Genomic DNA, 16,288 nt, shown 5'->3' on the forward strand with positions numbered 1-16,288 from the left:
TATCTGTCTGAGCGAAAGTGTGCCAATACCAATCTGAATGACCGTAAAGCATGGGTGAATGCGTACTGGGATAAAATGGATTGCCAGCATCGGGACGCTGATGATGCCGAATCTTTCGAGGATCTCTATCTGCGAGTGCAGGCTTTTCATCACAAGTTAAAGGCCGTGGCTGAGCACTATGCTGAAAAGAATTTGGCCGTATTTAGTCACGGACAGTTTTTACAGCTTTTGATCATGCAGATTCAGCAGCCAAGTCCATTGACTAAAGAACTGATGCAACAATTCAGATCTGATTTGGTTCGCCAACCAATTAAAAATACTGAGTTTTTTATATTTTAATAAAGATAACAGAGTAATCTAAGAAAATGAAATGGTCTAATCTTGTAGATAATTTTTGGAATTTAGTCACTCACCTTTTAGCTATTTTTGTAGCAACCTATTTTTGGTCGACAAATATAGGACATAACACTGCTATCTTCGTAGAAAAATATATCCCTAGAGAAGAACTTAATGGAACGGGAACATTACATCAGTGGTTTAGTGGCATCTTTACGACTAATACGCCAGTGTTAATTACTTTTTTCTTTTACCTTGTCTTTTTTCTTACTCTTCTTGAGCTTATTTACTATAAAAAACTAAACATTAAAGAACATAGTAACAGCGCCTCTATTGTCCTTTCAATTGGAAATTTAGCTTTTAGTATCAATACATTAATTCTAATTTATTCATGTTTTGCAATTAGTTTACCTATTATATCTTTCTTTCAAGGAATCGATACTAATTGGTCACTTCTTGTTTTTGGTATTGTTACTTTAATTTTTTACTTCATTTTTTCATGTTGGCATCGGGATGCTATTGATAAGTTTTGCTCTTATATCAGATCAGTTTATAAGTTTGGTATGTAAGCGGACACTTCTATTTTGGAGTTACAAATGAACTGCGCATAAGAGATTTTATGTTAAATAATAGTCAATTAAAGACCCAATAGTCAGATTTTAATTCGTCATGCTTTGCTATTTGTTAGTATTGATCAAATTTTTAATTTGAGATCTCATATGATTGATGTGATCCATGGAACAACAGATAAGCCTGCTACATCTAAACAGCTTCAAGATGCTGTTCAAAAAATAGAAGAATTAGATGGAACTTTATATTTAGGTTATCCAATTATCGGTACAGTTGATGGTGCTTATGAAATTGATGCACTTTTAACCTCACCTCAACATGGCATTATTGCTTTTATTCTAGTTGAAGGTACTGAGTTGCCTGAGGAAATAATAGATATACAAGATACATGTTATGCAATGTTATCTGCGAAGCTTATTCAATATAAAGAACTTGTCAAAAGAAGACAGTTGGATGTTGATGTACGCGTTTTAACATTTGCGCCTGCTGTATCGAATCACCAGGAAAGCTTAGATGAAGATAATCTTGTTATTACTCAATCTATCTCTTTAACCAATTATCTTAAAGATGAACAATCTGATAATAGTGAAAAATACAAACAAATAGTTAGTGCTATTCAAGCTGTTTCTAAAGTAAAAGTTGGGAAAAAAAGAAACCCTCAGCAACCTAATTCGAGAGGAGCTAAATTAGTAAAATTAGATCAATCTATTACTAATTTAGATTTGCAACAAAGCAAAGCGGTACTTGAAACAGTTAATGGGGTTCAACGTATTAGAGGATTAGCTGGATCAGGAAAAACCATTGTTTTAGCTAGAAAAGTAGCTTATCTACATGCTAAAAATCCTGATTGGAAAATAGCAGTTACGTTTAATACAAGATCATTAAAAAATCAGTTTCAAAATTTAATAACTAGTTTTGTCTACGAACAAACTAATGAGCTCCCTGACTTTGAAAAGATTAAAATCATACATGCTTGGGGAAGTCCTTCTATGGAAGGAATATATTACAATGCAACATTAGCAACAAATTCAAAGTATTATGATTTTAGATCAGCAAAAGCATACAGGCATCCACTTGATCAAAGTGAGTTCGACTTTGCTTGTAAGTCTTTATTAGATCAACAACATTCCTTACCTTCTTTATATGATTTGATCTTAATTGATGAAGCTCAAGATTTTGCACCGTCATTTTTGCAACTTTGCTACAAGCTTTTAGATAAAAATAAACGGCTTATATATGCCTATGATGAATTACAGACTCTTTCAGAAAGTTCAATGCCAAATCCTGAAGATATTTGGGGTAAAGATGAACACGGACGTCCACTAGTTAGTCTAAGTAGCAATGATGGTGAGCCTGAACGAGATATTATTCTTGATACTTGTTATCGAAATCCTAGACCAATATTAACTTCTGCTCATGCCTTAGGTTTTGGTATTTACCGTAAAGTTCCAGAAGGCAAATTACCTTTAGTTCAGATGTTCGATTACGCTCCTCTTTGGAATGATATTGGATATGAAGTTGTAGAAGGTAATTTAATCGAAGGTGAAAAAGTTCGTTTAGCTAGGACTTCTAAATCAAGCCCTGAGTTTTTAGAAAATCATTCAGAAATTGATGACTTAATAAAATTTAAGACATTTAATACAGAAGAAGAGCAAATTCAGTATTTGGTTGATTCTATTAAAAAAGATATTGAAAAGAATGAATTGAAGCCTGAGGATATTATGATTATTCATCCGAATGCTTTAAGTGCTAGAGATAAATTTGGTGTAGCTCGGTATAGCCTACATGAAGCTGGTATTAACTCGAATTTAGCAGGTGTAACAATTTCTCCTGATGACTTTGCACAGGATGATAGTGTTACATTTACTTCGATTTTCCGAGCAAAAGGAAATGAAGCCCCAATGGTTTATGTGATAAATGCAGATTATTGTGCGCAAGGTGCTGGATTAGCAACAAAAAGAAATATCCTTTTTACTGCTATGACTCGAACAAAGGCTTGGTTGAGGGTATTGGGTGTCGGTCAAGGTATGAAAATACTTGAAGAAGAGTTTTATGAAGTAAAAAGAAATAATTTTTCTCTTCTATTTACTTATCCAACAGAAGAACAGCGACAACATTTAAGAATTGTTAATAGAGATTTATCAGATAGAGATAAGAAGCGAATTCAGGCTAGACGAAAATTCTTAGAAAATCTAATTAAGGATTTAGATGAAGGTGTACTCCATAAAGAGGATTTAGATCCAGACGTTTTACAAAGATTTAAAGATATTTTTGGATAATAAATATGCCTTTGACCCCATCTGAAATAGTAAATGAAATCAGGACTATAGATGAACTTTTTTTTAAGAATAGCTTAATTGATAAATATAATAGTTATTCTTTGAAAGATCATCCTGAGAATAAAACAGAGATATGTATTTCATCATGTAAAGATATCTCATTTACTTTATCCTCTATGAGTTATAAAGATTTATATGATGAGTCCTATAAACGAAATCTCTATAATTACTTGATGTTAGATGGGGCAATTATTCAATTAAATTATTTATTTAATAAAAATAAAATTTATAAACATAGACTGGCATATTTACCAAATCCAAACATGGAAGCGTATCAGCAAGAACCAGAGATTTATCTTGAACAACCTATGTATGCTGAAATTATAGAACCCTCGATAGTTCCTGTACCAATTAGATTTGATTATGATGAAACAGCATTTGAAGAATTTAATCATCCTAAGAGCCATTTAACATTAGGACAATATAAAAATTGCCGTATCGCAACTAGTGCCCCAGTATCACCAATCGTTTTCATAGACTTTATTCTTAGAAGTTTTTATAACACAGCATATAAAAGTTATAACGAAGGTATTAGATATCCAAGAAGATTTTTTGATCAAACCATAACAGAAGGTGAAACCAAATTTTTACATATGAATATGATTAGATAATATAAAGTTTATCTAAAATTAACATAATACACCTTATGCGAAGTCAAAAATGGGAGCTTAAGCTCCCATTTTTATGGATGATTTTTTAAATCATTCAGCATGGCATCACGCAGAATCTTATTCATTCTTGTCTGATAGCCTTTACCTTGGGCCTTTAGCCATTGCATTACATCTGCATCAATACGAACCGTAGTCACTTGTTTAGTCGGCTTGTAAAAAGGGTTCTGTACTGCATTTTTCCAGAAACTTTCATCAAGTTCAGGAATATCTGAAAAGTCTATTTCACTGTCTGGGCGTTTATCTAATGCTTCAAGTCTTGCCTTTTGTTCTTCAGATAAGACAGGAGGTTTATTCAAATCTACTTTGTAAGTAACGGTTTTGTTCATACTGTTTCCTCTCTTTTTTCTCTGCCTGTCGTGCTGAAATAATACGGATATGATCAATCCCATTATGATCTTGTACAGTATGAGCCACCAATAAAACTGTCTGCCCGTGTACGAGACCTATCGCTTGCCAACGATATTCACCATTTTCAAAGCGATCCTGTTTGAAGACGGCATGAGCATCATAAAAAACTAAGGTTGCATCTTCAAAAGCTACACCATGTTTTTTGAGGTTTGTATCTGCTTTATGCTCATCCCATGAAAACTCAATTTCCATAGTTGCATCGCTTTTTGTTAATATAAAAATGTTAATACAAAATTGTAAATTTTGCAAAGTTCTTCCATTTTTTATTGGCAAAAGCTTACAGAATCGAACATAAAAAAGCCGACTTGTTTCAAAATCGGATTTTTAGGCATTTTTAGATTTTTCTGGTTTTATTAAGTATCTGATATTTATATTAATATACAAGTGTATTGCGTATAACCTCCATTATGTTAAATAGGGGGGTAACGTCTTATTAAGTGAAGATCTTTATTTGTCTGGTCGTTTGTTTTTTACGCACTAATTGTATTTAAGAGAAGTTAGAATATTACCCCTATATATAGGGGTATGTAATGAAATCTATCGCAATATTTTGTGGTTCATCTGTGGGGAACAGTTCTATATTTAAAAAACAGGCAGAAGTATTAGGTGAATCTATTGCTAAACGGGGAATAAAACTTGTATACGGTGGTGGAAGAGCCGGCCTAATGGGAGTTATCGCTGATAGTGCTTTGAAAGCTGGAGGAACTGTTATAGGCATTATTCCTCAAAATCTTGTTGATGCAGAATTAGCACATCCATTATTAACAGAGCTTCATGTAGTTAAAAATATGCATGAACGTAAAACCAAAATGTCGGAATTAGCGGATGCATTCATCGCACTACCTGGTGGAGTAGGAACGTTAGAAGAAATTTTTGAGCAATTAACATGGGGGCAGTTAGGTATTCATCAGAAACCTTGTGCTTTTTTAAATGTTGATGGGTTCTATGATGAATTATTGGATTTTTTAATAAAAACAACCCAGAGTGGATTTACCCATAGTCGTTTTACAGATGTATTGATCTCATCAGATGTAATCGATGAGGTACTAGATACTTTATCTTGTTACAAAGCTCCTGAACCAAAATGGAATAAAAGTGAAAAAGGGATGGAGCAGGTATGAATAATAAAGTTATTACAATTGCTGCCGCTGTAATTCTAAATGAACATAATCAGACACTATTAGTTCGTAAAAAAGGTACAGACTTCTTTATGCATGTAGGGGGAAAGCTAGAGTTAAATGAATCACCTGAAACAGCATTATCCCGAGAAATATTTGAAGAAATAGGATGTGAAATAGAAATATTTTCTTATATTGGAAAATATGAAACATTAGCTGCTAATGAGTTAAATCATTCATTAGTTAGTTATCTCTACCAAGTGAAATTAAAAAATGAGCCTAAGGTTCAAGCTGAACTTGCGGAAATGAGATGGATTGATCTAAATAATTCAGAATTACAATTAGCTCCTTTAACTAGAGATGTTTCTATTCCTTGGTGTAAAAACTTATTAGGAGTTTAAGTTTTCCTAAAATTAGCATAATACACCTTATACGAAATACTGTATAATTATCTATAGAAATCAATGCTGTAGTTTCTAGTTTATAGCCCGAACATCCCTGTTCGGGTTTTTTTATGATTTTTCACGTTCCACGTCCATTCTTTGATCAATGTTTCACAACTTTGATTAGTACGCGCCTAAACAAGCCTCTTAGCCATTCGGCAAGAAAAACCGGCTTAACCACCCTCTTTTCTCCAGCTCCGGTTCAATCGGCTCCGGCACTGGAATACGCTTATTTTCCGTCTGCTCCGGAGTAGTCAATCCGTCATGTTTAGCTTCTGCTGTGTCCGGTTCTGGAGCTGTTTTGACCATGCTTGGTTGCAGCGGTTCTTGATCGGTAAACGTAGTCATATTGGTTTTTGGGGCTTCTAATAGACGTTGCATTGCTTCAATTTGTTCGTCCTTAACATGTAACTGATCATTCTTAGCTTTTAATTCATCTCGTTGAAATTTCTCACGGTCATGAGCCTGTTCTAGCTGTTTTTGAAGCATGTGAACCTGTTGTTCAAGTAGGTGAACTTCTGACAACTTTCGTGTTTCGGTTATCTGTGAACTGTTCACATGTTTAGATGGTTCACCAAAGACCCGAATAGCTTCAGAAAGATCAATTTTACCATCGCTATTCTTACTTAAATTACCTTTATTTATTTGTTTATAAACGGCTTGACGAGTCATTCCATAGAGGTTTGAAAGCTCAATAACAGATAGTGATTTCATGTTGTAATTTAGGTTGTCTATTATGTGAACTAAGATACATTAAGAAACAGTCAACCGCTACATACACAATCAAACCTCACCCTTTAAAACCTAAATTCCTAAGATGAGGAATAAATTGCTTTTGTTGTATTGGATCTCTAAGCATTTCTTTTATTCTTGATGCCAGTACATCATAGCTTTCTCCTTGAGCTGCTAAATGAGATAGCTCATGTAAGCGAGAAAGCTGATTGCCAAACATATTGATTTGAGCGTCTGTTAGTTTATAAACCTTATCTTGTTCGTTCTGTTGATTAATGCTTTTTGATTTTTCTTTAAATGAAAAAAGAATATGGGTAACTTTACGACCAGTTTTTTTCTGCTCATAGGAAACGCTTAATGGGCTGCATTCATTTATTTGGTCTACAGCAGTATCAATTACCCGTTTTTTGAAATCTGCAAATAGAGGGTATTTTTTGCCAAGCTCCAACATGCTTCGTAAGCTCTCAACAGAGATTTCACGCTTACCTATTTGTCTGTATTGCACCAATAACTCATAAATACGAATACCATATCCACTATTGATCCCAGCAATATCTGATAGAGCATACTTAGTAAATTCTCTACTTAAATTAGATATGAAGGGCAAGATAGGTTTTGAAAAACGAATACCAATGATACTTTGACTATCCAAAAACTGGATCTCTTGTACCCACCTCATTTTTATAGATTTATCATCAATACTAAGATTAATAGATCTTTCATAAAGTCTATTAATTCCTTCTTTTAAGTCTCTGTATGCGGTTTTTTCATGTACTCCTAATAACTGTAGTTCATTAACGCTTACAGGGTATAACTCATCATCAGTAATAGGCTGGCTCTTCGGAATACGTGAAATAGCTGCTAAGACGATACGCTGTTCTACAGCACTTAATTGATAGGAAGCTTCTATAACTTGATTTGATTTAACAATTTGATTCTTATCCAAAATAAAACCATTGATTTTCTTTTATATATGACAACTATATACTTGTCATATTTGGTAGTCAATCCGTCATAGTTAAGTAGTCAATCCGTCATAGTTAGTAGTCAATCCGTCATAGTTAGTAGTCAATCCGTCATAGTTAAACTTTGAAAGGCTTGCTCCATAAGGGATACAACTCAATGAAAAGATTTAAAAGATATAAAAATAATTAAAAAGACGTTTGAAAAAATTGCCCTTGGTTTTCGCTACGCTCAAACTCTATTGAATCTCGCTTTCGCTCGATTCGTGGGGCAATTTTTTAGCCCTTTCAGTTTTGACTTTGAGAAAAAGCAAATGCAAGAGCAAAAACAACTCGGAATTCGCTTCGCTCATAAAGCTTTTTTTCTCGCTACGCTCGATCTAGGCTCAATTTTCTGCATGTGATTTACGCTTATTTAGGCTTCACAGCCTAAAAAGCTGTTTTTCAAAGAGTCTAGGTACGAATTTTGGTGCTTCGTTCGTAGACACTCACTCTATCCATCCCGATTAGAATAAAAATAGCCTCTATTTGGCGCTCATTTGCGTTTTTTGACCTGATGACTCATCCCAACAGTAGATTCTATGTCTTAAGTAAAAACGTGGCTGAAATCGCATGTGAGAGCATTTTAACTTGGATTTTATTTTTGATCTGTAGGCTAGAGTTCCCACTTATAGATTTTCCCCTTAGAAACACAATAGCCAGGATCTCTTTTGGCCAAGCACTATCTTTGCTGTCAGTTAAGTCAATTAAATGGATTGGGAGCCGGTACATACCGGCAATTTTTGGTTCACACACCACGCATCTAAAGATAAAGGCCCCAAAGCCTTATGATATAAGGGATACAGCGGTTTTTTATATGTCTGGAAAGCGTTTACGCTTTTAGCATGGTTTTTATTATTTTTCATAGGCTTAACTGTAAACACTTTTTGTTGCGAATAAAGTGCAATATTTACTTACAAAACAATTAGATAGCTTGTAATCACCTTTGTTTACGGTTTTATGTAAATTTCTCTTTTTATATTAGATATTTAACCTGTAATCATTAAAACTTAACACTGTGTTTACTTATATTTGATAGTTACTTTTTAGAAATTAGGTGCTTAGATTGAAAACAAATGATAGGAGTTTTTCATGAACAGTACTCGAACCGTTGCCGTCAGATTAGACAATCAAGTCGCACAAGAATATGAGCGTTTGGCTCAATTGAAGGGCGATAAACTCGGAACTTATTTACGGGATCTACTGACCAGTAATTTACAAATGGCCAGCATTGAGCGACAAGTCAGTCGGATTGAAACACTGGTGAATGGTTTTGAAAAAGATATTAATCGATCATTGGATCAATTTACTCAGGCTAATTCTTTGAATGAAAATTTATTAGGAGATTTGGGGGAAATATACATGTTTCAAATAGGCATTCTTATGAAGCTACAAACAGAGAAATATGAGATTCGAGGAATGCAGGCTAAAGGAAAAAGTCATGCCAAGGCTAGCTATCTGAAAGGAAAAAACCATGAGTAATATTATTCAACTTTCTAAACCATGTGCTTTCTGTGATTCAAGGGAAAACGTACAGCTTTTTGCCGGGCTGATGCTTTGTGGTAATTGTCAGGACAATATCCGGATTACCAATCTTGGCATGTTTGAGGCCAATGATCAGATTGAACAAAAAGCCCAGGATTAACCTGGGCTACGTATAAGGTGTATTATGTTAATTTTAGCGGAATTTAAGAGTTAAATAGTATGAGTTCAACAGAAATTAGACGGGCAAATATTCATGATTTTAGTGAATTAACAGATATCTGGTTTAATGCGTCAGTTAAAGCCCATGATTTTATTCCAGAAACATATTGGGAAAATAATAAAATACAAATGCAAAATACTTATCTTCCGATGTCAGAAGTTTACCTTGTAGAAAATACAAGTAATATTTATGGATTTATTGCTTTAGTTGAAAATACGATAGCTGCAATTTTTGTATCACCGGAACAACAAGGTAAAGGAATAGGTAAATTACTCATTAATTATGCTAAAGGGATGAGAAGAAGCTTAGAGTTAAACGTATATCAACAAAATACAAGCAGTGTCAGATTTTACAAGTCTGTTGGTTTTAAAGTGATAGAAGAAACCGTAGATGAAGCAACTAATTCAGAAGAGTTTTTAATGCGATGGGATAGAGATATTTGAAATCCATTTAACATGATAGAGCTTATACGAAACGCATTTAAAAATAGTCTTATATTTCAAAAAGTTATGCTATAAAAAATGGGACGCAAACCCTAAAAAGCCGACTTGTTTCTAAGTCGGATTTTTTATGAACGGTTTTGATACTTCTTGCCAATATTTTTTGATTATTTTTTAATCAAAATAAAGCTTTAGTGTGCATTATCAAGCCATACGTAGCCTAAACAATCCCCAATTTCTGCGGACAACTCTTGGGATAAAAATAGGCCAACTTTGTAAGCTAAAACTTACATAGATTTAAGGATTTTGCGGATTGGTAATTCAAGGCATTAATCCTATGATGGCTATATAGGGAACAGGATGTTTCCAGAAAAACAAGAATAAGAAAGTAGCGCAAGGAATGGGCAGCACGAGATCAGCAAGACGAGCAACCCAATCTAAAAAAGCCCGACAGGATGTCGGGCTTTTTTATTTTTCATAAATACGGCTGTAAAAAATAAGCATCATTATAATTAGTCAAAAAATGAAAAAAACTTCATTAATAATCCAGATTTACCAGCAATTATATAAGTAAGAATAAGGAGTACTATTATTGTGAATATCAAAATATCACCCTCGGGGTGATTGAGACCAAATGTAATTAAGTTTGTGTCGAAAAAGCGGTCCAAGATCCAAGATAAAATCATCAAATTTACTGTCAAAGCTGTTGCTACCAATTTAGCTGGAGACTCTTCTATTTGTTCAATAAAACTCATTTTTACACGCCTATGTTATAGCTACTCTCAATAATATTGATACAGATCTTCACAACGGTTTGCAAACTTCGCATAAGAGATTTTATGTTAAATAATCTCAAAAAATGTAAAGCATATTAATAAAAAAACTGATATTTATCGGGGTTTGGTTATTTCCAAATTGGATGCTTATGCCAGTCCAAGGGGAGTGTTGTAAACTTTGTGATATCTCCTAACGGAAAGTTTTTTTCTAAAAGACAATATATTGAATCTTTCCAATCTTTAGCGTGACCTGTAGGCTCTAGTAATCTAGCAATGACAATAATTAGGGCATACAGCCCACCATTTGTATGGTCAGATATTTGTAGTTCTGTAGCAGCATCAGCAGTAAGTACATCCTTAACTTTTCTATTCCAAAGCCTGCCATGATGAGCACAAACATTACGATATTTATTAATTAAGAATAAATGACTGTTTAAGTTTTCCTTATCTATATGAATGTATGGAGATGGTGAACTTGATGATGTCGTACCAATATTGAAACTATCACTTATTAAATGCTTATGTGATGATTTAAGGTGTTTGTAAATTTTTCTTAAAGTGCCGAAACTCACAATTTCAGTTAGCACCCAAAATGGTAGTTTTGGGTGGTCATCATAAGTATCATTATAAGTATTCTTAAAGTGACTAATAAAGTCTTCGCCTTTAGCACGGGATATTTCAGTGTTGATACCTTTCATCAACCCCTGATAGTCGATACCTTTCAAATTTCTACGTGATCGCATGTAGAACAGTGATTGATCATACATAGCGAATGCATCATTGTTGATACCCGGTATATGGTAGGCGACCTGAGTTCTTAGAAATGTTTCTATATCAGTAATTGCTTCAAAAATTAGTTTACGTAATTGATAGTCGAACTCATAAATTTGTATAACTTCTTCAAAAGTATGACCTGATTCGAATTTACCTAACTTTTTAGTACTATCATTTGGATCTCGTTGTCTGAATAAATGCCAATAAGCACTAAGTCGATAATAGTTGTAACTGATTAAACATTTTTTAGCGTAATTTTCATTATGAATGATCAGTCCATTGACTTTAAGTTTTTCAATTTGTTGATCTAATGTTAGATAGCTTTTGTTGTATGGGATCAACAAGGAACTTTTCTCCAGACGAAAAAAAACCGCTTAGTAGGCAATATATCGATAACTCGATATATATATGTCAAGAATGTTGACAGAGGCGAAGCGGTATCTAATTAATATATTAGATAGTATATACTAAATAGTAAAGCATTTTTTCATATATATTTAATATTTAAAAGATTATTTTTAAAAGTAAGTATCTAATAAGGGGTAAAGTGCCATGAAACATCCAGAAATTAAACCATATGATTGGATAAGGGTAGGTAATCGTAACTGCGTTGTTATGAATATTTATCCTAGTAACTCTCCTTTTGGAGTATGTAAAGTTGTATTCAATCCACAAAAACCTACTACTCATGACGTTGATTGGAATGGTCAACAATGGTTTTTCCCTGAACGTCCTGATTTTGGAGGATATGGTAGAGATGGATGTCCATTTGTTCGAAAGCTAAAAAAAGGAATATAAATTAAGTGAAATTAATAGGGATAATACCTTGAAAAATAAAATAATAAATAGATATATAGAGTTCCAATACTTTATAAGATGAACAAATGAAAATTGAATTAACAGATAAAGAGCGTTTATTTCTAGCTAATCAGCATGAAATTTTAGGTCATTTAAATACGGATAATTCGGATTATCACTTTAAGTTAGCTGAACAGCTACGAGATGGCCATGAGTGGCTATACTCTCAAAGTTTTGATTACTTCTCTGAAAACTTACCATCGGAAGATGCTGACCTTGTTTTAGATATCCTACAGGTCTATGAACTAATTGGTGATACTTACAGTCGATTATCTGATAAAAGTGGTATTTCAGATACTCAAGTAAAGTTCCCTGGTTTTGATGGGAATAATGAGCCTGAGTTTATGAGTTTTGTTGATGCTCTGGAAAAAGATAATCGCTATGTTGATGTGATCCAAGCAGGCAACAGAAACTCTCATTCAGCTAAAGTTCATGTATATGAACGAATGATTGCTAAATGGCAAGAGCTTGGTAAGCCTTATACTTTAACTAAGGAACAGCTAATCGATATTTTAGAGGCATAATTAAGAGTTCTTAAAATTAATATAATACACGTTATGTGAAGTTGAAAATTGAGACTATAGCCTTAATTTTTATGTGTTTTTTAAAATTTAAAACCTAGGCTAATGCCTAGGTTTTTTTATTTCGTATAACAGCCATTATGTTAAATAGTTAAGCGACTTTAGCTTTCTGCACTAATTTTTCACGTCTTTTTTCTATGATATGACTAGCAAAAATTTCAATTGCTGGATAGCTGTCTTCTCCTCCAGTTGCAATCCTAAAATGCTTCAATCCTTCATGTCCATCAGATGGTTTAAATAGATAAGAAAATTGATGCTCAATGATATCTCTATCAACTATCGAGTATTGCCATGCTACAAGTACTGATTCTAAGGCATTCAAATAGGTAATTACATGCCATCTTAATTCGGAGGAATGGGCTTCATTTAGATGAATTAAATTATTCTGATCCAGTTCTAAATCTGGGCCAAAAAGCTGATGTAAGTGTGGTTTTAATTTTCCACTAACTAGTAGAGGTGATTGGGCAGTTAGTTCTCTACATTGTTCAGCAGAAAAGGTCTCAACAATTTTTCGAGCTAGGGCCCCTTCCTTTTTTAATCGCTTATCCCATTCAAAAAGAATATCTACAGTTTTTTCTCGTCTACTACGCTCATGATCTGCCTCAAACTGTTTTTGAGCATTAGTTAACTCTTTTTGAGCTGTAACTAGAGCCTCTTGAGAGTTAACAATATCTTTTTGAATAAGTGCTGTGCTTTTATGAGCATTCCAAGCTTGTATTGCAACAGCAATAACTCCAAGTGAAGTAATAATTGCTGCAATATCACCTAAATCTTGTAATGGCATATCTAACCTATATTATTAATTTACATATAAATTTTATATGTAAATTAATAATATAGTAACTTCTATTTTAGTTGATTTTGATACAAGTGAATTGTGTAAATTTCCTAAAATTAACATAATACACCTTATACGAAATGCTTTTGAAATTGTGTTATAATTCAATTTGTTGATTCAAGTTTTATAGCCCATTCACCCTCGAATGGGCTTTTTTTATGATTTTTCATGTTCCACGCTTACTTACTGATCAATGTTCCACGGTTTTAATAAGTTTTGATGAACAATCACTTGCTTTGCTCTTGGGCTTTTTGGCGCTGATCCTTCTCCTTTTTAAAGGCTCGTTGATCCATAATGCTGGCTATAATCATGATAGGAATCCCGATAAATAGAAATGCAATGCCTTGTAGGATCTCTTTCAGTTTTTTCATACGTAATGCTCCTTGGAGAGCTTAGTCCTCATTGAATACCGCACTCAGTACTCGGCCAAATAAGCTACGTTTTTTTCTTGTCTCATGATGTGTCTGTGATACGTTTTTTGGTGCTTCACTGATATGTCTCGTTACTGTGTCATGAGATAATGAATTTGGCTCTATGCTTTTATTTTCAATACTTTCACTTGAGTCATCATTGTTGTCGCAAGGTGTTTCATTGAAATGTCTATTTGGTGTGTCATGAGACATTTTTTCTTCTGACTCTTTATGTCCTAGCAACAATTGGAAGCGGTCTATTTGGTCTAAATAACGTTTTTCTCTATCCTTGTATGATTCAATCTCTTTTCTCATGAAGTCAACCAACTGACGCAAATCCGCATCATCTTTGGGTGAAGTTATTACTTGGTTTGGCTCGTGCTTTTTAATTGGCTCTCCAAAGCAGCGAATGACTTCTGCAATGTCAAAAAGACCATCAGCGCTTCGAGATATACGCCCTTCTTTTATAGCCCTATATAGCGTAGAGCGACTAACATTAAAGCGATTGGATACTTCACTTAGTGATAACTTAGCCATTTACTAAGTCCTTTTTATTTGATGGCATATATCCCACTTTTTTTAGGTATGGGTATAGCTCTTTGAATTGAGCGGGATCTTGTAGCATCTCAGCAATACGTACAGCAAACTGTTGGTAGCTTTCTGTACCTTGAGAATATTTCCCCATTTCAGGTAATTCTGACAGCTTATTAGCAAACATATGACGTTGAGCATCCGTCATTTTTGAAAAAAGATCTAGCGTGTTTGGATCTCGCTTATCTGCTATTGGTTGATTCGTTTTCTTTTGTTTGAAGGCGAATGAAAAACCTGAAATAGCGCGACCTTTTTTATGTTGCTCATATTTAACAGTAATATCAGAAAGCTCATTAATTTGTTTAATAGCAATATCTAAAACACGTCTTTTAAAAGCCTCCATACGATCATATTCATTAACTCCTATACCCAATTGGCTACGAAATTTATTCAACTCATATATAGGTGTTTTGCCTACAGACTTCCATTGCATTAACAACTCATAAAGTCGTACAGCATAAACGCTTTTAAAATCGGAAGTTTTTTTAAGATGGTAACTAGTAAAATATTGTTCAAAGCCATCTATTTTTGTGACATGTTCAATTACAACACGAGTTAATGTTACTAGTATGCGACCTTCACCTTTTCGATAATTAGCATCTTGAATCCAACGACTTTTTGTTAAAGTTCCATCTTCATTGGTAATAGTAAATTGTCTTTTAAATAAAGAATCTTCTGCCTCAACTAAAGCTAAATAAGCAGCATCAGGTGAAACATTAAAGGCTGTAGCATATCTACTAGCATTTAGTTCTAATGGTTCTTCTGCTGATAATCCTTGACCTGTTTCACGAGCATCGACAATAGCGAGCTGTAATAGGCGAGTTTCACTTAAAGTAAGTGTCTGTAAGGCTTGAACAAGTTTATTTGATTTTACGACTAAGTCGGCCATGTCATTCTATTTAGCAACGGTTTTATTATGTTGTTATAACAACATAATAAATATTTGTTGTCAAATTCCGAGGAAACGTTGCTATATGACCGAGGAAACGTTGCTATATGACCGAGGAAACGTTGCTATATGACCGAGGAAACGTTGCTATATGTTCCTTGAAAGCACTGTAGACTAAGGCTTTCAGAGCATTTAAAAACATTTAAAAGCATTAAAAATAATTAAAAGCCCAAGTCATGAAAAATTGCCCTTGGTTTTCGCTTCGTTTCACTCGCTCAAACTCTATTGAATCTCGCTTTCGCTCGATTCGTCGGGGCAATTTTTTGCAAATACTTTCTAAAATTATGTAAAAAGCAAAAGCGGCTATGACTTCGCTTCGCTCAGAAGCTTTTTTTGCTCGCTTCGCTCGATCTAGGTGCAAATATTTACATGTGATTTACGCTTATTTAGGCTTCACAGCCTAAAAAGCTGTTTTTCAGAGAGTCTAGGCGCGAATTTTTGTTGTGGCGCTCGTAGACACTCGCTAATAAATACTTGTTATTGTTTAATTAATCTAATAAAAATCATCTTCTATCGGCTTTTGCTAAATTGGAAAACATTAGAGAACAACTACAGAGAGTTTTAGCTAGTCATAATTCATAAAAAATATCGATTGTGTACTGTACTGTAATGTACTAAAATACGATACAGTACAGTACACAATAGGAAATAAACCCATGGCAATCACTAAATCAGATGTGGCAAAAGCCATCGAATCCCTTGCAGCACAAGGCTCAAACCCAACTAACGATAATATCCTTGCGGTTCT

At 33.9% G+C, this 16,288-nt stretch carries 21 protein-coding genes; 11 read left to right on the forward strand and 10 right to left on the reverse strand.

What is annotated here, in order from left to right; genetic code table 11:
* From E0H79_RS14435 to E0H79_RS14450, 4 genes are all read left to right on the forward strand, one after another.
* Nucleotides 1-339, forward strand: a 339-nt coding sequence (locus E0H79_RS14435; RefSeq protein WP_165492549.1) for a histidine phosphatase family protein, incomplete at its 5' end; no start/stop codon positions are given.
* Nucleotides 340-365: 26 nt separating this feature from the next.
* A complete protein-coding gene (locus E0H79_RS14440) occupies nt 366-905 on the forward strand; it encodes a hypothetical protein (RefSeq protein ID WP_004967382.1) in 540 nt (179 codons plus the stop codon).
* Between the two features lie 150 nt (nt 906-1,055).
* Nucleotides 1,056-3,185 (forward strand): DEAD/DEAH box helicase, encoded by a 2,130-nt coding sequence (locus E0H79_RS14445; protein WP_131262005.1) that lies wholly within the window; start codon nt 1,056-1,058, stop codon nt 3,183-3,185.
* Nucleotides 3,186-3,190: 5 nt separating this feature from the next.
* Entirely contained in the window at nt 3,191-3,856 is a 666-nt protein-coding gene (locus tag E0H79_RS14450; RefSeq protein ID WP_083008171.1) for a DUF2290 domain-containing protein, read from the forward strand.
* A gap of 71 nt (nt 3,857-3,927) precedes the next feature.
* Here the strand turns inward: E0H79_RS14450 and E0H79_RS14455 are convergent, their stop codons facing one another.
* On the reverse strand, nt 3,928-4,242 hold the full coding sequence (locus E0H79_RS14455) for a BrnA antitoxin family protein (protein ID WP_131262006.1): 315 nt from the start codon (nt 4,240-4,242) through the stop codon (nt 3,928-3,930).
* Entirely contained in the window at nt 4,205-4,516 is a 312-nt protein-coding gene (locus E0H79_RS14460) for a BrnT family toxin (protein ID WP_074947948.1), read from the reverse strand. Before E0H79_RS14460 ends, E0H79_RS14455 begins: the two co-directional genes overlap by 38 nt.
* Nucleotides 4,517-4,854: 338 nt before the next feature.
* On the opposite strand from E0H79_RS14460, the gene E0H79_RS14470 reads away from it, so the two are divergent.
* Together E0H79_RS14470 and E0H79_RS14475 are read left to right on the forward strand one after the other, a co-directional pair.
* Nucleotides 4,855-5,445, forward strand: a complete 591-nt coding sequence (locus E0H79_RS14470) for a TIGR00730 family Rossman fold protein (RefSeq protein ID WP_131262007.1) — start codon at nt 4,855-4,857, stop codon at nt 5,443-5,445.
* Complete coding sequence (locus E0H79_RS14475) at nt 5,442-5,843, forward strand: NUDIX hydrolase (RefSeq protein ID WP_086183148.1); 402 nt, start codon at nt 5,442-5,444, stop codon at nt 5,841-5,843. Before E0H79_RS14470 ends, E0H79_RS14475 begins: the two co-directional genes overlap by 4 nt.
* Before the next feature lie 189 nt (nt 5,844-6,032).
* Here the strand turns inward: E0H79_RS14475 and E0H79_RS14480 are convergent, their stop codons facing one another.
* Nucleotides 6,033-6,599, reverse strand: a complete 567-nt coding sequence (locus E0H79_RS14480; RefSeq protein ID WP_131262008.1) for a plasmid replication DNA-binding protein — start codon at nt 6,597-6,599, stop codon at nt 6,033-6,035.
* Nucleotides 6,600-6,675: 76 nt separating this feature from the next.
* On the reverse strand, nt 6,676-7,563 hold the full coding sequence (repM, locus tag E0H79_RS14485) for a replication initiation protein RepM (RefSeq protein WP_086183146.1): 888 nt from the start codon (nt 7,561-7,563) through the stop codon (nt 6,676-6,678).
* A 1,147-nt stretch (nt 7,564-8,710) separates the two neighbouring features.
* Between repM (E0H79_RS14485) and E0H79_RS14495 the strand changes: the two genes are divergently transcribed.
* Genes E0H79_RS14495 through E0H79_RS14500 form a run of 3 tightly spaced genes read left to right on the forward strand, consistent with a single transcriptional unit; the run spans nt 8,711 to nt 9,766 of the window.
* Complete coding sequence (locus E0H79_RS14495; protein ID WP_131262009.1) at nt 8,711-9,100, forward strand: hypothetical protein; 390 nt, start codon at nt 8,711-8,713, stop codon at nt 9,098-9,100.
* On the forward strand, nt 9,093-9,263 hold the full coding sequence (locus E0H79_RS15350) for a hypothetical protein (RefSeq protein WP_165492550.1): 171 nt from the start codon (nt 9,093-9,095) through the stop codon (nt 9,261-9,263). The genes E0H79_RS14495 and E0H79_RS15350 overlap by 8 nt, the downstream gene beginning before the upstream one ends.
* Nucleotides 9,264-9,322: 59 nt before the next feature.
* Nucleotides 9,323-9,766 (forward strand): N-acetyltransferase, encoded by a 444-nt coding sequence (locus E0H79_RS14500; protein ID WP_086183158.1) that lies wholly within the window; start codon nt 9,323-9,325, stop codon nt 9,764-9,766.
* A gap of 509 nt (nt 9,767-10,275) precedes the next feature.
* Here E0H79_RS14500 and E0H79_RS14505 read toward each other — a convergent pair.
* Together E0H79_RS14505 and E0H79_RS14510 are read right to left on the reverse strand one after the other, a co-directional pair.
* Nucleotides 10,276-10,518, reverse strand: a complete 243-nt coding sequence (locus E0H79_RS14505; RefSeq protein ID WP_086183159.1) for a hypothetical protein — start codon at nt 10,516-10,518, stop codon at nt 10,276-10,278.
* 149 nt (nt 10,519-10,667) lie between these two features.
* Nucleotides 10,668-11,657 (reverse strand): Abi family protein, encoded by a 990-nt coding sequence (locus tag E0H79_RS14510; protein WP_018680088.1) that lies wholly within the window; start codon nt 11,655-11,657, stop codon nt 10,668-10,670.
* 208 nt (nt 11,658-11,865) lie between these two features.
* Between E0H79_RS14510 and E0H79_RS14515 the strand changes: the two genes are divergently transcribed.
* Both E0H79_RS14515 and E0H79_RS14520 read left to right on the forward strand, forming a co-directional pair.
* The gene (locus E0H79_RS14515) at nt 11,866-12,111 is read left to right on the forward strand and encodes a hypothetical protein (RefSeq protein WP_131262010.1); all 246 of its coding nucleotides are present in this window, start codon (nt 11,866-11,868) and stop codon (nt 12,109-12,111) included.
* An 86-nt stretch (nt 12,112-12,197) separates the two neighbouring features.
* Nucleotides 12,198-12,695, forward strand: coding sequence for a YfbU family protein (locus E0H79_RS14520; protein WP_018680090.1), 498 nt, complete (start codon nt 12,198-12,200; stop codon nt 12,693-12,695).
* Nucleotides 12,696-12,843: 148 nt separating this feature from the next.
* Here the strand turns inward: E0H79_RS14520 and E0H79_RS14525 are convergent, their stop codons facing one another.
* From E0H79_RS14525 to repM (E0H79_RS14535), 4 genes are all read right to left on the reverse strand, one after another.
* Complete coding sequence (locus E0H79_RS14525) at nt 12,844-13,536, reverse strand: hypothetical protein (RefSeq protein ID WP_131262011.1); 693 nt, start codon at nt 13,534-13,536, stop codon at nt 12,844-12,846.
* A 281-nt stretch (nt 13,537-13,817) separates the two neighbouring features.
* The gene (locus E0H79_RS15355) at nt 13,818-13,961 is read right to left on the reverse strand and encodes a hypothetical protein (protein WP_004968401.1); all 144 of its coding nucleotides are present in this window, start codon (nt 13,959-13,961) and stop codon (nt 13,818-13,820) included.
* Nucleotides 13,962-13,982: 21 nt separating this feature from the next.
* Nucleotides 13,983-14,537: a plasmid replication DNA-binding protein gene (locus tag E0H79_RS14530; RefSeq protein ID WP_004968399.1), complete on the reverse strand. Its 555-nt coding sequence runs from the start codon at nt 14,535-14,537 to the stop codon at nt 13,983-13,985.
* Nucleotides 14,530-15,480, reverse strand: coding sequence for a replication initiation protein RepM (repM, locus tag E0H79_RS14535; protein ID WP_004968397.1), 951 nt, complete (start codon nt 15,478-15,480; stop codon nt 14,530-14,532). The genes E0H79_RS14530 and repM (E0H79_RS14535) overlap by 8 nt, the downstream gene beginning before the upstream one ends.
* Nucleotides 15,481-16,288 lie beyond the last annotated feature (808 nt).

It is taken from the genome of Acinetobacter sp. ANC 5045, assembly GCF_004331005.1.
Taxonomy (GTDB): domain Bacteria; phylum Pseudomonadota; class Gammaproteobacteria; order Pseudomonadales; family Moraxellaceae; genus Acinetobacter; species Acinetobacter towneri.

Bases quoted from the DNA above. Each gene is read 5' to 3' on its own strand.
- E0H79_RS14440 (WP_004967382.1), top strand. From the start codon at position 366: ATGAAATGGTCTAATCTTGTAGATAATTTTTGGAATTTAGTCACTCAC.
- E0H79_RS14445 (WP_131262005.1), top strand. From the start codon at position 1,056: ATGATTGATGTGATCCATGGAACAACAGATAAGCCTGCTACATCTAAA.
- E0H79_RS14450 (WP_083008171.1), top strand. From the start codon at position 3,191: ATGCCTTTGACCCCATCTGAAATAGTAAATGAAATCAGGACTATAGAT.
- E0H79_RS14455 (WP_131262006.1), bottom strand. From the start codon at position 4,242: ATGAACAAAACCGTTACTTACAAAGTAGATTTGAATAAACCTCCTGTC.
- E0H79_RS14460 (WP_074947948.1), bottom strand. From the start codon at position 4,516: ATGGAAATTGAGTTTTCATGGGATGAGCATAAAGCAGATACAAACCTC.
- E0H79_RS14470 (WP_131262007.1), top strand. From the start codon at position 4,855: ATGAAATCTATCGCAATATTTTGTGGTTCATCTGTGGGGAACAGTTCT.
- E0H79_RS14475 (WP_086183148.1), top strand. From the start codon at position 5,442: ATGAATAATAAAGTTATTACAATTGCTGCCGCTGTAATTCTAAATGAA.
- E0H79_RS14480 (WP_131262008.1), bottom strand. From the start codon at position 6,599: ATGAAATCACTATCTGTTATTGAGCTTTCAAACCTCTATGGAATGACT.
- E0H79_RS14495 (WP_131262009.1), top strand. From the start codon at position 8,711: ATGAACAGTACTCGAACCGTTGCCGTCAGATTAGACAATCAAGTCGCA.
- E0H79_RS15350 (WP_165492550.1), top strand. From the start codon at position 9,093: ATGAGTAATATTATTCAACTTTCTAAACCATGTGCTTTCTGTGATTCA.
- E0H79_RS14500 (WP_086183158.1), top strand. From the start codon at position 9,323: ATGAGTTCAACAGAAATTAGACGGGCAAATATTCATGATTTTAGTGAA.
- E0H79_RS14505 (WP_086183159.1), bottom strand. From the start codon at position 10,518: ATGAGTTTTATTGAACAAATAGAAGAGTCTCCAGCTAAATTGGTAGCA.
- E0H79_RS14515 (WP_131262010.1), top strand. From the start codon at position 11,866: ATGAAACATCCAGAAATTAAACCATATGATTGGATAAGGGTAGGTAAT.
- E0H79_RS14520 (WP_018680090.1), top strand. From the start codon at position 12,198: ATGAAAATTGAATTAACAGATAAAGAGCGTTTATTTCTAGCTAATCAG.
- E0H79_RS14525 (WP_131262011.1), bottom strand. From the start codon at position 13,536: ATGCCATTACAAGATTTAGGTGATATTGCAGCAATTATTACTTCACTT.
- E0H79_RS15355 (WP_004968401.1), bottom strand. From the start codon at position 13,961: ATGAAAAAACTGAAAGAGATCCTACAAGGCATTGCATTTCTATTTATC.
- E0H79_RS14530 (WP_004968399.1), bottom strand. From the start codon at position 14,537: ATGGCTAAGTTATCACTAAGTGAAGTATCCAATCGCTTTAATGTTAGT.
- repM (WP_004968397.1), bottom strand. From the start codon at position 15,480: ATGGCCGACTTAGTCGTAAAATCAAATAAACTTGTTCAAGCCTTACAG.